The sequence below is a fragment of the Phocaeicola salanitronis DSM 18170 genome (genome assembly GCF_000190575.1).
Lineage (GTDB): Bacteria > Bacteroidota > Bacteroidia > Bacteroidales > Bacteroidaceae > Phocaeicola > Phocaeicola salanitronis.
Map to the genome: position 1 here is coordinate 208,093 of NC_015164.1, position 16,503 is coordinate 224,595.

The 16,503-nt window shown below is 45.9% G+C and carries 13 protein-coding genes; 7 read left to right on the forward strand and 6 right to left on the reverse strand.

From position 1 onward, the window contains the following. Positions 1-127: 127 nt before the first annotated feature. The 5 genes from BACSA_RS00905 to BACSA_RS00925 all read left to right on the forward strand — a co-directional run bounded on the left by BACSA_RS00905 (position 128) and on the right by BACSA_RS00925 (position 5,915). Positions 128-1,831 carry a tetratricopeptide repeat protein gene (locus tag BACSA_RS00905; RefSeq protein WP_169311429.1) on the forward strand — a complete coding sequence of 568 codons (1,704 nt, stop codon included), beginning with the start codon at positions 128-130 and terminating at the stop codon, positions 1,829-1,831. Positions 1,832-2,003: 172 nt separating this feature from the next. After that, positions 2,004-2,396 (forward strand): hypothetical protein, encoded by a 393-nt coding sequence (locus tag BACSA_RS00910; RefSeq protein WP_013616250.1) that lies wholly within the window; start codon positions 2,004-2,006, stop codon positions 2,394-2,396. 100 nt (positions 2,397-2,496) lie between these two features. Continuing rightward, complete coding sequence (locus tag BACSA_RS00915) at positions 2,497-4,779, forward strand: carboxypeptidase-like regulatory domain-containing protein (protein ID WP_013616251.1); 2,283 nt, start codon at positions 2,497-2,499, stop codon at positions 4,777-4,779. 23 nt (positions 4,780-4,802) lie between these two features. After that, positions 4,803-5,111 (forward strand): hypothetical protein, encoded by a 309-nt coding sequence (locus BACSA_RS00920; protein ID WP_013616252.1) that lies wholly within the window; start codon positions 4,803-4,805, stop codon positions 5,109-5,111. Positions 5,112-5,270: 159 nt separating this feature from the next. Then, positions 5,271-5,915, forward strand: coding sequence for a serpin family protein (locus BACSA_RS00925; RefSeq protein WP_041583814.1), 645 nt, complete (start codon positions 5,271-5,273; stop codon positions 5,913-5,915). A gap of 81 nt (positions 5,916-5,996) precedes the next feature. On the opposite strand, the gene BACSA_RS00930 is transcribed toward BACSA_RS00925, so the two are convergent. The 6 genes from BACSA_RS00930 to BACSA_RS00955 form a co-directional block, all read right to left on the reverse strand. Next, a complete protein-coding gene (locus BACSA_RS00930; protein WP_013616253.1) occupies positions 5,997-8,132 on the reverse strand; it encodes a peptidylprolyl isomerase in 2,136 nt (711 codons plus the stop codon). 108 nt (positions 8,133-8,240) lie between these two features. Beyond that, positions 8,241-9,500, reverse strand: coding sequence for a hemolysin family protein (locus BACSA_RS00935; protein ID WP_013616254.1), 1,260 nt, complete (start codon positions 9,498-9,500; stop codon positions 8,241-8,243). A 19-nt stretch (positions 9,501-9,519) separates the two neighbouring features. Then, positions 9,520-10,140, reverse strand: coding sequence for an LPS export ABC transporter periplasmic protein LptC (lptC, locus tag BACSA_RS00940; RefSeq protein WP_013616255.1), 621 nt, complete (start codon positions 10,138-10,140; stop codon positions 9,520-9,522). Positions 10,141-10,150: 10 nt separating this feature from the next. Next, complete coding sequence (locus BACSA_RS00945) at positions 10,151-11,512, reverse strand: tetratricopeptide repeat protein (protein WP_013616256.1); 1,362 nt, start codon at positions 11,510-11,512, stop codon at positions 10,151-10,153. Between the two features lie 34 nt (positions 11,513-11,546). Continuing rightward, on the reverse strand, positions 11,547-12,839 hold the full coding sequence (locus tag BACSA_RS00950) for an OmpP1/FadL family transporter (protein ID WP_013616257.1): 1,293 nt from the start codon (positions 12,837-12,839) through the stop codon (positions 11,547-11,549). After that, positions 12,823-13,554, reverse strand: coding sequence for a type III pantothenate kinase (locus BACSA_RS00955; protein ID WP_041584150.1), 732 nt, complete (start codon positions 13,552-13,554; stop codon positions 12,823-12,825). Before BACSA_RS00955 ends, BACSA_RS00950 begins: the two co-directional genes overlap by 17 nt. A gap of 142 nt (positions 13,555-13,696) precedes the next feature. Here BACSA_RS00955 and lnb point away from each other — a divergent pair, with 142 nt between their 5' ends. Both lnb and BACSA_RS00965 read left to right on the forward strand, forming a co-directional pair. After that, entirely contained in the window at positions 13,697-14,875 is a 1,179-nt protein-coding gene (gene lnb / locus BACSA_RS00960) for a lipoprotein N-acyltransferase Lnb (protein WP_013616259.1), read from the forward strand. After that, entirely contained in the window at positions 14,872-16,455 is a 1,584-nt protein-coding gene (locus BACSA_RS00965; protein WP_013616260.1) for an alkaline phosphatase family protein, read from the forward strand. Before lnb ends, BACSA_RS00965 begins: the two co-directional genes overlap by 4 nt. The last annotated feature ends 48 nt before the right edge of the window (positions 16,456-16,503 follow it).

Consider the following 16,503-nt stretch of genomic DNA (forward strand, 5'->3'; position numbering starts at 1 on the left):
GCGGTATTCAATATAATTTTTCGCAAACCAATTTTGTTCTACTATAAACAGGGACTGAAGTCAATCTGTATGGGGCGGGAAGCTGGTATTGCTTGCATTTTTCCGTAATTTTGTTTATCATTGCAGCATGAAACACTTGCCGCTTTATATGATTCTGTTGCTTTTCCTGTCTGCCTGTGCGGGCAGGCGGGCAGATTATCCGGAACGGCTGCAGCGGGCTTCACAGCTGGTGGAAGCCCGTCCCGACAGTGCGCTTGGGTATCTGGATTCGTTGGGTGTGCCTTTGTCCGGGCTACCGGAAGAGGCGCGGATGTATGCGCAGCTGCTCCGCATCAAGGCGAACGACAAGCTTTACATTCCGCATACATCCGATTCCGTCATCAATCGCATCGTGAAGTTTTACGAAGGTTTCGGCGACCGCGAGCGGCTGGCGGAGGCTTATTTCTATCAGGGCAGTGTGTACCGCGACTTGCAGGATGCGCCCCGTGCGATAGCGGCTCTGCAACGTGCAGCCGACCAAAAAAGCAAGAATGATACGTTGAACGGGCGCATCTACGGGCAGCTTGCCAGCCTCTTCGCATACCAAGGGGCTTACGGGGAAAGCAAGGAGGCAATCCGGAATGCGTGTATATATTATATAAGGTGTAAAGATTATAAGGGACTTGCTTATAGCTGCCGGGACATGGCGCGCCTTTTCGATGTGGAAGGCAGGAAAGACAGTGCGGAAGTCTATTACCGGAAAGCTTACCAATTGATGAAAGAAAAGTCGGAACCGAGGTGGGCATACGGCATTCTGAGCGAGTTTTCCAGTTTTTATTCCAACTGGGGAAAGCCGGATTCGGCAACGGTGTTGGCAAAGGCGGTGTTGAGCCGGTATGCTTATCCTGTGGCGCAATTGGTTTTGGCGGAAACGTATTACCGGCAGCAGGCTTTCGATTCGGCTCAGGTGTATTGCCGGAAAGTGTTAGCTACGGGTGATTTGTATCACCGGTGCGATGCTTCTCTGTTGCTTGCCCGCATGGGGGAACAGCGCGATTCCATTCAGCATTATTTGTCCCGTTATGTGGCTTTGAGCGATTCCATAGACGAAATCACCCGCACCGAAGCGGTGATGCAAGTATACCAGCGGCAGGTTGAGCAGGAAAACAACCGCTTGGCTTTGCAGTCCAGCCGGCGCATCAGTTGGATATTGGGGCTGGTGGCATTGGTGTTGGTGCTTGTCCTTCTTGCGGCTTATTTGCTTTACGCCTTGCGCGAACGCCGCCGCCGTTTTGCGCTTCGCGAGCAGGTGTGGCAACAGATTCATCGTGAATTGCGGGAGCAAAGCAACCGTCGGATTGCCGAAAACGAGGAGAAGATTGCCGAATTGACCAGCCGGCTGCAATCGTTATCCGAGGGAAAAGAACAGCGCGACGTATGGAAACAGGAAGTGGAAGCATTGCGTTCCGTCAACGTAAGCATCCTGCATACCCAAGAGTTGGACGCTGCCCGTGTCACGGCATTGCTGCATTCCGAGGCCTATCGGTTATTTCACGACGCTTCTTCCGGTACGAAAGTCAGTGAGGACGATTGGGAAGCGTTGGCGCATGCCGTTGATGAGGCTTACCCGCATTTCACTTCCCGGCTGAAAGCGCTTTGTCCCGTCAAGATTAGTCAGAAAACGTACCGCATCTGTTACTTGGTGAAAATCGAGGTGTCCCGTCGGCGGATGGCTGATTTGCTTTATATGTCTGAATCGGGTATTTGTTCTGCCCTTATTCGCCTGTATAAAAAGATAAAAGGCAAGGACGGTGCTGTAAAAGACATGGAAGAGTTGCTTCGGGAGCTGTAACCGATGTGTACAAACCGTTCGTTCGTGTGCACAAAAATTCCACATGCTCTTTCTAATCGTTTGGTATTTAACGCCTGTATGAAAAGAGAAAAAATGAGAAAATAAATTTGCGGCTATCTTCTTGATTCGTTCTACTTTTACAGCGGAAAAATAAAAACAGAACGAAATAATTATGAACAAGAAAGGATTTCTTTTAGGATTCGCAGTTTGCCTGTCTGTGGTCGCTTATGGAAAAGCGGATTCAAATACAGGTATGGAGCATATAAAAGATGAAGGGACGCATTGGGAAAATCAAGATGATCGTTCTTTGTCTTTACCGTTCTCTATTCAGGTGGAGGGCGATGTGTTGCTGTTCGGTTCCGATAAAGAGGCGGAAGGCGTATCCATTCTCATTCAAGATGCGCAAGGCGTTACGCTGTGGTCGGAAGAAGGTGTGCCGGAAGAACGATTGGAAACAGATCCATTAGCCGTGGGAGGTTTGATTGATTTGTCTAATGGAAATGGCATTGAACCTGCATGTTGGTTTGATTGTCCTAGTCTGCAAGGTTGTGACTTTACAGATTAAAGCCAAAATTTAAGTATGCTGGAATAGTTGCAAATTATTTTGTGCTATTCTATGCATACTTTTATATTGTAACGGATTTGAAATAGCAAAAGAATATTTTATGTATATAAAATCATCAATTATATGCTGCTTTTTGTTGAATGTGTTAATATCCAATGCACAGGTAGTTATAAAGGGGACAGTTCAAGGTGGAAATAAAAAGGATATTTATGCTTCTATTCGATTACTGCGCCCAGATTCTACTTTTGTACAAGGAACGGTGACAGATAACAACGGTCTTTATTGTTTGCCGGATATTTCTGCCGGAGATTATCTACTTTGTGTAAGTTCGATGGGATATATACCGCAATGGCATGCTATTTCAGTCGAAAATCAAGATAAGACGCTTCCTTTGTTTACACTAAAAGAGAATAGCGTTTTGTTGCATGAAGTAGAGGTTAATGCTTCATCTTTTATCCGTCAAAAAGATAGGGTATTGATTATTCCCGAAGAACAACAAGTGAAGCACGCTTATACAGGATATGATTTGCTGTACAATCTAATGATTCCGGGTGTATCGGTCGATGTGCGAAAAGGAACAGTTAATACACTGTTAGGGGAAGCCACTTTATATATTAATGGTCAAAAAGCGGATTACCGAGAAGTGCGTGCCTTACGTCCGAAAGACATTGAAAAAATAGAGTATTTCGAAATGCCTACGGGCAAGTATGCGGGCGATAAGGCTTCTATCAACTATATACTGAAGGAAAAATATACGGGCGGTTATGCGGCACTGGATGGGATGCAGACTATCGGTTATTTGAAGGGAGATTATAATGCCAACTTGAAAGTAATGCATAAGAATACCAGTTACACGTTGTTTGCCGGACATTCAATGGAAAGTAATGATGGCGTACGGACAGATAAAGAAGAAACATTTTATTATCCGGAGGGAGAAATAAACCGCACGACCCATGTGGACGATGCACATATGAAGAAGAACAGCCAATATGTGCAATTGAATATCAACAATCGCAATGACAAGCGTACTTTGGCGGGGAAGTTTTCTTTTGTTCGTCAAGACACGCCCGATAGCAATAGTCGGAGCACATTGTCGTATGCGGGTATATCGTCAGGAACTTTGCATTCGAGTCGCGAGATGGAGAACACAGGTCTGATGCCCAGTGTGAATCTCTATGGCAGCTTTCAATTAAGCCCTACGCAGAATTTGGATGCCAGCCTGACGGCAACTTATACAAGGAATGATTACATGCGCCGGTATAGTGAGAATGATTTCCGTTCTTATACCCAAGCGGACGAGGACTTGTATGACATTGATTTCTCGGCGGATTATGTGCTTCAACTGAAGCATCACAATTCTTTCGGCCTGAACCTCCGTCACCTGCATACCGTGTCTTCTTCGGCTTATCAAGGAGACCGTACCGATTGGAGCCATCTATGGACAGCAGAGACATTGCTATTGGGGCAATACAATCAAAGTGCTGGGAAGGCGTTCTTCAGCATTCAGTTCGGAGGTGACTTGTTGCAATATCGTGTGCATGGAAACGAAGCGAAACGTTACCTGTCCCCTCATGCCAATGTAATGTTGAATTATCGGATTAACTCCAATCATTCGTTGATGTATGGATTGAACACAGGCAATTCCAATCCACCGATGGAATGGGTGAGTAATGTCAGCCAAGATGTGGATTCCCTGATGGTGAAGCGTGGTAATCCGGATTTAGAGAAAACAAATTATTACATCAGCTATTTGGTTTATTCTTTTCAAAAAAAGAGAATCAACATGCAAGTATCCGTTTATTATTTTGGTGCAATAAACAACACATCTTCTGATTATTACATAGAGGGCGGCAAGTTGGTCAATAGTTTTTATGCAGATGGAGGGTATCATCAATTGAGGGGAAGTGTATCATTTACCTATAAGATTCGACCGAACCTGCATGTGAAATTGTCCGGCTTTTACCGCTATAATAAGTTTTCTGGAAAAACGAAAGAGGAAAGGAATGAATGGGGAGGCAGTGCGGACGTGAATTATTATTGGAGGGATTTCGCTTTCAATGTACATGGCAAATCGACCGGAAGGACTTTGGAAAATCATCCAGCTTTTATCAATACGCCTGCCACATACGGTGCATTCGCGCGTTGGAATCACAACAACTGGATGATAGAAGCCGGTACGGACAATACGTTTAGTAAACATAACCGGAATGTGATGTATATGCGTGTCGGTGCTTATCGTTTCCATAATACTTCGTATAGTGACACATATCAGCAAACTGGTTATGTAAAGGTGGCTTATACCTTTGATTTCGGAAAGAAGACTTCAAAGGAAAAACGGAAAATTAATACTACAGTCAATAGCGCGATTATGAAAGTAGATTGATATACCTTATTATATATAACTATATGGAGAATTACAAACAAATACATTTGCAGAAGCTTTCGACCGCTGCGGCAGCCGACCGTTACCTTTTGGCTTGCAACGGAAGGTATTACGAGGCAGGGGCAGGCGTGGCAGAACTCTTGGCTTGCCTGCAAACCCATGCTACGGAAGCCGAAGCCGTGGAAGCCTACGTGGAACAGAAGCAAGGACGGGTATCGGCAGCGCAAGTGGAGGCTTTTATCGGCGAGCGGCTGCAACCTATGCTATCCGAAGAAGCGCAGCCGAAAAAGCGTACTTTCCTTTTGTTACGCTGGATTACAAATCCGTCGTGACAAAAAAACGCAGCCTGTCCGGACAATTTCCATACTGAGTCGGGCAGCGTGGTGCAGGCACAGTTCATGCGCACAAGCCGTGAATATGCCGGCTTGGCGAAAGGAGAGTTGTTCACAAGTGTTGCCTTGTCTTAGAAACTGCTTTGAATTTATCGTGCGATGATTTGGGATGAGTTTTTGAGGCATTTCCGCTTGTGTGATGAGGAAGATAGCGGGCTATCTGACAAAGAACAGAAGCGGAAAGGACCAAAAAATCGCCCAAAGCACACACGAGAACGGAAACATCAAGACGAGAAAAACTTTTTGGAGAAATTCAAAACAGTTTCTTACTTGGACGGAGATTATGAGATGCGTTTCATTTTGCCGAATGAAGGTGTAGGAATCGATGAAGTGGTTGAAACGTTGGCAGTTCTGGGTACACTGGAAAAAGCGGTAGCCAATGGAGAACTTTGCCGCATCCATTATGCTGTTCCTCGTTTTGAACTGGAAAGCGACATGGATTTGAACGGAAGTTTGCAGGCATTGGGCATGAACTTGGCGTTTACTTGGGATAGTGACTTTTCGGCATTGTCCGCTCCCTATGCTCCGATTACTTCCATCCGTCAAGTGACAACCCTGAAAGTGGACGAAGATGGTTCGGAAGGTGCGGCGGTGACTGTGGTTGCCGGTGAAACGGCCAATCTTGGTGGGGAAGAAGAAATAAAGGAAGCGGATTTCACGCTCGATCGTCCTTTCCTTTTCCAGATAACCGAAAGCGCTACAGGAACGGTACTCTTTATGGGTAAGGTAGGGAAGCCGGAATGATTAAGATTGCTTCCATAATTAAAAAAGGCATGTTCTTCAATAGAGCATGCCTTTTTTAATTATAGAATGAATAAAAGTTCCTTAGAAGTACAAGTAGCGTTGGTCAGTAACCTTTGCTTTCTCACGCAATTCGTAGATGCATTGGTTCGCATAGTTCGGCGCCATGGAAGAAAGGCTTGCTTCTTCTTTCTTTGCATCGAACTCTTCCGTACCGTTGTCTTTTGCGTATGCCTGAATCATGTAAACACCGGCATTGCCTTTGATGGGAGCCGATACTTTACCTGTTTCTGCCTTAGATGCGTATGCACTGATAGCCGGTTCGCTGGCGTGAGTGACTGAGATATAAGCCGGAGCACTGAACGTAACGTGTTTCACGCTGTCGCTGACTGCATTGCTCATGCCTTTTACCTGGTCTAAGCTGTTGAAGCCCTGCATCTGGCTCATCAACTGTGCCGCTTTTTTGTCGCGGATGATTTCCGCTTTCAATGTATTGGCTACTTTGTTGATGTTGACATAGCCTTTCTTGTTGACGCGTTCCAATCCAACCACCATCATGTGGTCGTTTTCTCCACATTCGTAGAGCGGAGACACTTCGCCTTCTTTGGCATCGAAAATCCATCGCAATGCTTCCTGCGTAGAACGTACGCCGCCTACATAGTGCTCGTCGCTGCGGAAATCGCTGCGCGGAATGACGGTATAGCCTGCTTCTTCCGCATTCTTCTTCATGTCTTCCACTGTCGTGTTCTGAGCGACAAACTGGCTGAACTTGTTGTACGCATCGCTATAGGTCTCCTTGCTGAATTCAACCGGCAACTTGATGACAGCCACCTGGTATTTGGGTTTCATTGCCTTTTTGCCTGTCACTTGAATAATCAGGTTGACTTGTCCTAACTGCAGGTTTTTCAGTTCGTTTACGGGCTGGTTGATGAGGGTTTTGATGTAAGTGGTATTGTCTGCATCGAGTGCGGCACTTTCCCAACTCATGGCGTTCACCCAAGTAGATTCGCCGGTTTGTCCGTATGCCTTGGCTATTTCAGCGAAATCCGCACCGCCTTTGATTGCATCGAAGATACTGTCTGCCAATGCGGTTCTCTTTGCCTCGGTGTCTGCTACCACTTGAATCTGGCGGAACTGGATAGAGTCGGGGGCTGTCGTCTTGGCAAGAATCTTGAATGCGTTGTATGAATCGTCGCTTGAGTTATAGTATGGACCGTATACTTCATTGAGCGAAGTAGAGTCCAAACGGGCTACTACGTCTTGTGGCAAGGCTGTTTTGTTGATGGCGAAATCAGCGTAATTGACAGCAGAGCCGGTCGAGCGGATAAATGCGGCATAATCGCCTGTTGTCTTGTCCAGCTGGTTGCTGTATTCGGTCGCTTCTTTCAATACGGCCGCACGGTCAGCGTCAGACGGAAGCACATGTACATCGATGAACTGGATGTCGCGTGTCTCTACCGGCTGTTTGTAAGCTTCTTTCCGTTCGTTGTACAGGTCTTTGATTTCGCTGTCTGAAACCGTGATGGTTGAATCGCTGATGCTGGCATACGGAACTCCTGCCAACAAGATGTCAGACTGCGCCGTACGGCTTTTGAATGCGTCTTCCGCTGCCACCGGATTTGAAATCAATGATTTGGCAATCAGGTTCTGATACTTGGAAGCCAGTGTAGACGCTTTCAATGTCTTTTCTACGAATTTCCAGAAATTGCCCATTGTCTGGTAGTATTCTACGTATTGCGCAGGCATCTGCGAAGAACCGAGGTTCGCATATTCCACCAAGAACTTCTTCAGCATGTCCTTATCGAAAGCTCCTGTCTGCGGATTGCGGAACGGGGTCTGCATCAGCAGCGGGTTTGTGCCTTCATCGATGATGGCCTGCAGTTCTTTGTCTGTTACTTTCAAGCCTAATTTTTCCGCTTCGCTTGCAATCAGCTGGTTGGTGACATACGTATTCCATACTTGGTCTTTTACGTTTGTCAGCTGGTCTTCGGTTAATGAATTCAGTCCGTTGGTCAGTTTGATGACTTCGCTGAATTCGTCTACCAATTGCTGATACTCTTGTGCGGAAAGTTTTTCTCCGTTTACTTCTCCCACGTCTTGTCTCCCTTGGTGCGGCTGGAGCACTTTCCAGGCGTCACCCGCAATGAAAGCGAAAAGGGCAAGACCGATAACAATGACCAAAAGTGGTCCTTTGCTTCTGATTGATTGTAAAGTTGCCATTCTTTAATGTTATTATTTTGTTTATTGTTTTTCTTTTAGCGCACGAAGATACAAAAAATGTGCTTAGCAGAGTTGTTTTTCCGCAAAAAAATGATGTTTTCCTTTGGTTTATGCTGTAACTTTCAGTTTTACCAGTTCTATTTTGGTAGCTGTAACCTTGATTATCTTAAAATGAAAGCGGCCGATGGTTACCACTTCATGCGCTTTGGGGAAACGTTGGAATTCATGCAGGATGAGTCCGCCGATGGTTTGGTATTCGTCGCTTTCCGGTAAATCCAGTCCGAATTCTTCGTTTGCTTTTTCTATTTCGAGCCGTCCCGAAAAGACATATTCATGGTCGCTGAGCACTTTGGCTATTGTTGAGTTGGTGTCGTGTTCGTCTTCAATATCTCCCAGGATTTCTTCTACCAGGTCTTCCATGGATACGATGCCGGATGTCCCTCCGAATTCGTCTACCACTACCGCCAGCGAGCGTTTCTGTTGCATGAGCTGTTTCATTAATTTTTGGGTGCCCATCGATTCCGGCACAACGGGGATGCGGCGTATGTTCTTGTGCCAGTCGGTCAGGGGCTTGAACATTTCAGAAGAATGGATGTAGCCGACAATGTTGTCGATGTTTTCTTTATAGACAATGATTTTGCTGATGCCGTTTTCGATGAATGCCTCTTTCAGTTTATCCAAAGGCGTGTCAAATTCAGCCGCGATGATTTCGGTTCTTGGAATCATGCAATCGCGTACTTTGGTGTTTGAAAAATCCAATGCGTTCCGGAAGAGTTCGATTTCGGTATGGATGTTCTCTTTTCCGTTTGCGCTGTTCAGGCTGTTTTGGATAAACGTATTCAGGTCGAATTTGGTAAAAGCCTTCTCTGTGTCTTCTTTGTTTACCTTGTGTCCGGAAATACGTAAGATTCCGGTTGAGAGCGAGGAAACCAGCCTGCTGACCGGATATAACAGTATGTAGAGAATAAAGGCGGGCAGGGCAAAAAGACGCAGCGCATAGCCCGGAAATATTTTGAAAATGGTTTTAGGAATGAATTCGGAAAAAATAATCTGGAATATGAACGCAAGAATGATTCCTGTTATAAGGATTAGTAATGGATGGGTTATCCCTATGGTAAACAGATAGAGTTCGACTAATTGCAACGTCCAAAGGCAGCATAAGACCAGGCAGATGCTGCTTCCTGCAAGCATGGTGGAGATGAAATGATTGGGGGTGCGGTAGAAAGCGGACAATGCTTTTGTAGGCAGGCTGTTGTCTTTGTTCATTTCGAAACGTAGCTTGTTGGATGAAAGGAAAGCAGTTTCCATTCCCGAAAAGAACGTAGAGAATGCCATGCATAGCACTAATTTTATAAGAAGTTCCGTCATTGCCTTTATGGGTTCATGGTCAGTTTGCAGTACGTTGTTGGACGGTATCTGCAGGTGCTGTGTCTTCTACAGTAAAGATGCCTGTATTGTTGAAGATTTGATATTCGGTCATTTGTTGGTTGGATTCAAACCCGTATCCGGTCAGGACTTTATCCGGCTGTTCAATTCGGATAAACTGGTCGGAATAGATTTTCTCTTTGCCTTGATCCCAAAACATGATTTGGGTATCAAACTTGTCTCCCCGCTGGCTGCGGATATGTACGTTTCCACGCAATTCCCATAGCTTTTTGGGTTCGTAATAAAAAGCCGTGTCTGCTTTGATGCTCGCATCAATGCGGAACAAGGTGTCGAATTTTTCCAGATAGATGCCTTTTTTGAATGCCCAATAGGGACTGTCGACCTGGCTGAATATTAACCATTCCGCTGTAATGACTTTGTAGCGGATCATTCCTGAATCGGATATATAGGTGGTGACCCCTGTGGTACGCATGTCCGGCAAGGAATCGTTTTCGTTGATGGCATCTGCCAAGCTTTCTTTCTTGCCGCATGAGGGCAATAAAATAAACATAACAGTTGCCCATACGGCAACTGTTATGCTTAAAGAAATTACATATCGTTTGTTTTTTTGTCTATAGGACATAAGGTCTTGTTTATCTGATCATTGTCGTTTCGCCAATCCATCCGCCGATAGTAACTGTATTGCCTTTCTTCAATCCTAAGAAGAACAAGTCTTCGTCTTTCGGAGTGTGTGCCGCATAAGTGCTAATCAGTTTGTTGGCTTCTTCTGCTACGCTGGGGTCTACCGACTTCGCTCTTTGCAATTTGTCGATTACGGCAAAGTACGTACATTTGTTCAATGCCGGTTCATCGCTCCAATTCGGGCTTGACGCATACATTTGCGCAATCAGGATGTAAGGCTTTCCGCTATTGCCGTTCAGTGAGATTGATTTCTGTGCATATTGTTTAGCGCGTGCCAATTGTTTTTTGCTGAACAGGACAACGGCTGCATTGTAGCTGTAATCCGCTTTCTTTGCGTCGTCTTGCGCCAGTTCGATAGCCTGGTCGAAGTATTGCATGCTCTTGTCCATGTCACCTTTCTTATAATACATGTAACCGCATCCTGCAGCTGTTTCGGCGGTCGGTTCGATGGCATGAGCAGCCTCAGAAGCGGCAAAGTATGCTTCTTCATTGGTACATTTCAGCATTTCCATTACAGAGATGACTTGTTTCAGGTAGTCCAGGTTGGTCTTGTTCTGTTCTACCTTAGGACCATAAATGCCTTGCAGGTTTTCGCAGGTTGCAGTACCGCTGTTGATGAAATAAGCGTCGATGTTGTCTTTTGCGGTCTTCAACAGTTTCTTGTCGCGTTCTTTAGTCGCGGCTTTCAGTGCTGCATCCGCATATTCGGATACGGTCAGATAGTCTTGGATGAATTGTTCTTTATGCGTATCGTCTGCTTTGAGCTTGCGTGATGAAATATCCATCATGTCCTGCAACATGAAATAATCGGATTGCGCTTTTTCCAGACCGATGGCTTCTTTTTCCATTTCATAGGCTTTGTTTACATCAAAGTTGCCTCCGGTGAACACGATGTAGTCGTGCGTTTTCATTCCGAGGATAGAACCTTTCGTAGTCGGAGTCTTTACCAATGTGTTCAATTTATCCAAGTATTGGATGCGTTGGTCATGAACTTTCATCAACTCATCCAGATAAGCCTTCTGTTGTGCGGCGTCTTTTGATTCAGCAATCAACGCGCGTAAAATCTTTGCGCCGTTGGTATAGGTGCTGACCTGTGCCCACGGAGCTTCTGTGAATACTGCTTTCCAAGGCGAGTAAGCATCTTTGAAATTATCCGTCTTTACGTATTCAGAATAAATACTGATGTTCTGCAAACAGCGGATGCTGTCTTCTCCATGTCCGAAACGGGAACCGTCATCTACTCCTTTTTGAGCGAATGTTGCTGTTGAGCCTAATGAAAGGGCAACCAGCATAGTAAATAAATTCATTTTCATGGCGTGATATATTTAGTTGTTCTTAATGTGTTTATTAGTTAACTTTCCATTTCATGAACCAATGTTCGTTGAATGTCAGACCCAGCTTGATGACAAAGCGGTTTTCGGACAGCATGTTGGATGTGGACGGGTTCACGCGTATGTATTGTCCGGTCAGGTTGAGAATCGTGTTCCGCTGGAATAGATATAGCGGGAATCCGAATCCGGCACTGATGCTGTACTCCGACGGACCTTCACATTGCGGCAGGTTTAAATAAGGAGTTGCATAGTTGGCTCCTATGCGGTACCGGATGCGTTGCAGGTAATTCCTTCCTATCGGGTTGGGCAGGATTTCAGCGCCTAAAGCAATCTTGCTCCGGTCTTTATACATCGTAGACGGAGTATAGTATTTTGCCGAAGACCATTTTTGCAGCGTATAGTCTGCCGCAATGGTCAACCTGTTGTTCCGGAGGTAAGACAAGCCGACACCAAACGTATGGGGGATGCCATACGCGTTTTTAATCTCATGCTCGTTTACCGATGAGTAAGACGGATTGGTGAGGTTGTCCGTAACCCGGATGCCTCTGGTATCGGTTGAGTTCAACGTATGTCCCAATCCGTAAACCAACCCTAAAGTGATATTGTCGGTCTTATTAATCTTCTGCGTGTATTGCAGGCCGAAATCGGCTACATAGCTTTTTATTTTCAATGTATTGTAAACATAGGTCGCGTCACTGTTCGTGTTGAATGCAACCATGTTCTGGTAGCTGAGCGAGCCGTATATATAACCTGCGCTTGCGCCGATAGACAGGTTGTCCAGAATTTTGAATCCAAGTCCTGCCGTAACTTGTTGCAATCCTCCATCGCCTTGGAAGGTATTGGTAGCCGTCACGTCTTCACTTCCGCTTACCGGAGAAGTCGTGGAGAAATTGTATCCTACTGTAGAATAAGGCGTAAAGCCGATTGCCATACCCAGACGTTTATGTAGCCTGAACTGGATTGCCAAATAGTCGAAACTTGCGTTTTTAGCATTGGAAGATATTCCGTTTTCCTTGTAGTTCGAGCTTTTCAGGCTCATGCCGATGTCGAACATGAAAGAAAGGGAATCGACTGAAGAATATGCCGCCGGATTGGTCAAGTTGATATGCCCGCTGTAACGGAGCCCATAGCCTACACCTCCCATCGCCGCATTGTTGGCGAATCCTCTGTCGGACAATTCGCCTAGCCCATAGCGTGTATAGGGAGAGTTTGTGCTTGATTGAGGGGGATATGGCGTTAATTGAGCGGTAGCCGTCAGCCAGCTTCCCGTTAACACAGCAGTAAGGAGTATCTTATTTCTTAGTAACATTATAGTTCAATATTCTGTTTAAACCTTTCAACACTAAAAATCTATCTGCAAAGATGATACTTTTTAAGTTTGTATCAAAAGAAAATTTATCTCCGCCAGTTAAAAAAACCAAAAGATCGGGATATTTCTTTTGCATAAGCCGGATATAGCCCATGATTTCAAACTCTATCCCCTTGATTACGCCTGCCCGGATAGCCGTCTCGGTGCTGTATCCGAATTCGGGCAAATCGCCTCCTTTTTCGATTAGGGGAAGCTTGTCGCAACATGCGTTCAGGGTCTTGAACCGGATGTAAATGCCCGGCGAGATATTCCCTCCCCAGTAACGTCCTTGTGCGTCGATGAACTCGTAGGTCAATGCCGTTCCGGCATCAATCACCAGCAAGTTCTTGTCGGGGCAGAGGTAATTGGCTCCTACTACCGCCGCCAGCCGGTCCATGCCCAATGTCTCGGGGGTCTTATACATGTTCTGGATGGGAACCGGGGTCTTGTGGGTAAGCTCTAAGATGGGGATGTCCACTTTTTTCAATTGCCTTTTTATCGTATTGCTGAGCGTGATGACCGACGCAATAATCATCCGTTCTATCGGATATTTATTGCATAGCATGGGCAAGCAATCAAGCGAGTGGTTAGAACCGCGGATAATTTCCACGATGTCTTCGTGGTCGAATATAGCCAGTTTGGCTACGGTGTTACCTATGTCAATAACTAAATTCACTTTTTCGTCTTTTTGAGCTGCAAAGTAAGCTAAAAAAAAGATAGGTCGGACAATAAAACCGGGAAATTCTTTCGAACTTTTCAATTATTCCATGTATTTTTGCGCCTAAATAGGCATAAAACAGGTATAAATGGCATATATGATGAAATACAAACTCAGATACTTGCTCGTGGCGTTGCTCTTATGTGGCTTTGCCAATGCATATAGCTCCAAGTCCGACAGCATACGCTTTAGTTTGCTGACGTGTGCCCCCGGAAGCGAAATTTATGCGCATTTCGGGCATACGGCTATCCGTTATGAGAATTATACCCGGAAGGTTGACTTGGTTTTCAATTACGGGATGTTTAATTTCCGCGAGCCGCATTTTGTATGGCGCTTTGTGAAAGGGGAGACCGATTACCAGCTGGGCATTACACCTTATATATATTTCAAGGCGGAATACGCCATGCGGGGCTCTTCGGTGTATCAGCAGGTGCTGAACCTGACGCAGGCGGAAAAGGAGAAGCTTTTGGATTTGCTCGAGACGAATTACCGTCCGGCAAACAGGGTTTACCGCTATAATTATTTTTACGATAATTGCACGACCCGTGCACGGGATAAGATAGAAGAAGCCATCGGTGGGGAAGTGGTTTATCCGGATTCGATAGCGGGTAAGACGTTCCGTAGCATCGTACATGAATTTACTTCCGAAGCCAAGTGGGATGAATTGGGCATAGACATGTGTCTGGGCGCGGAAGCGGATGTAGAGATAGGGAAACGCTTGCAGATGTTCGCTCCGTTTTATATGTTGCATTATGCGGATGATGCGTATATTCTCGGGGCAAACGGGGAAAAACGCCCGCTTGTGTTGGAGAAAACGAAAATTGTGGATGTGGAGCCGGAGCCTTTTGAGCCGGGGTTCCCTTTGTCGCCTATGGCGTGCGGCATTCTTTTTCTGGTGATATGTCTTGTCATGGGGTGGATACAATGGAAGAAACGCCGTATCTGGTGGGGATGGGACTTGTGCTTGCTCCTCTTGCAGGGGCTTGCCGGATGCTTGGTCGCCTTCCTTTTTTTCTTCTCTGTGCATCCTACGGTCGGGTCGAACTGGCTGCTTTGGCTTTTCAATCCGCTTCCCTTGTTTTACCTTCCTTTTCTTGTTTGGCACGAGAAAAAGGGGCGAAAAGACCCTTACCATGTCATAAATGTGGTGTATTTAACACTTTTTATAGTGATATTCCCGATTTGTGGGCAAGAATTTAATTTAACAGTATTACCTTTGGCGCTTGGTTTGCTGATGAACTCAGTGAGCCGTGTATTAGTTTGGAAGAAAAAGGTATGAAAGAACGCATATTGACATCTTTGATAACGGCAATTGTCCTGACCGGATTGCAGGCGCAGACCGTGTCGCCCGTACCCCGTTTGGTGGTGGGGCTGACCATTGACCAGCTCCGTTCCGATTACATCGAGGCTTTCTCGGCGTTGTATGGCGAAAAGGGATTCAAGCGGTTGATGAAAGAAGGGCGGGTATATTGCAATGCCGAATATGACTTCATCAATATAGACCGCTCGTCGGCGGTGGCTTCTATCTATACCGGTGCTACTCCTTATTATAATGGTATCGTAGGAAACCGGTGGATGGACCGCAGTACGTTGCGGATGATAAAGAGTACGGACGACCCTGCCTATATGGGTATCTATACATCGGAAAGCACGTCGCCCCAGCACTTGCTGGTTTCCACCCTGTCGGATGAACTGATGGTGGCTACTCATGGCGTGGCGGAGGTCTATTCTATTGCTCCGACGCGTGAAATGGCTGTGTTTTCCGCCGGACATGCGGCGAAATGTGCGCTTTGGTTGAATGATGAAACAGGCAAATGGTGCGGCTCTACGTATTACGGTGCTTTTCCGGAATGGGTCACTACGTATAATGACCGGGAAGGGCTTGATTTCCGTATCGGGAGCATGACGTGGGGACCTTATCTTCCTGTAACTTCTTATAAGTATGTGACCTCGGATGTCAAGCAATTGACTTTCAAGCATGATTTCACAGATGAGCGTGCGGCAAAATACCGGAAGTTTAAGACCAGTCCGTACGTGAACGATGAGGTGAACCGTCTGGTACGTGCGTGCCTGCTTCATTCGCAAGTGGGAAAAGACAATATCCCGGATTTGCTGACCCTTTCTTACTATGCGGGGAACTATGACCATAAGCCGAATACGGAATATGCGATGGAAATCCAGGACGTGTATGTACGTTTAGACCGTTCGATAGGGGAGTTGTTGGACTTGATAGACCAAAAAATAGGTTTAGGCAATACGCTGTTCTTCATCACCTCGACAGGTTATGCGGATTCCGACCCTAAAGACCCGGAGCAATACCGGATTCCCAGCGGAGAGTTCCATATCGAGCGGTGTGCCGCATTGCTGAATATGTATCTGATGGCTATTTACGGTCCGGGGCAATATGTGGAGACGTATTACGACCGTCAGATATACCTGAACCATAAGCTGATAGAAGACCGTAAGCTGAATCTGACGGAGATGCTGAATGTGTCTTCCGACTTTATCGTGCAGATGAGCGGAGTGCGTACGGCTTATTCGTCCCAGCGTTTGTTGCTTGGCGCATGGACACCCCGCATTGACAAAATCCGTAATACCTTCAATCCGAATTGTTCGGGGGATATCTATATAGAGGTGATGCCGGGCTGGTCGGTTATCAACGAGTATTCGCATACGAATCATGTGGTGCGTGATACTTATGCTTCAGTTCCGCTTATTTTTATCGGGAATAATATAAAACCGGAGATTTTGTATGAGCCGGTGAAGATGGCTACAATCGCTCCTACAGTAGCTCATTTCATGCGCATTAGGGCGCCCAATGCCGCTATGTCAGCCCCTCTTACGGGCATTCGCAAGTAAATTTGTATCGGAAAGTGTTTCAGATACTTAGCGAAAATGTGTATCTTT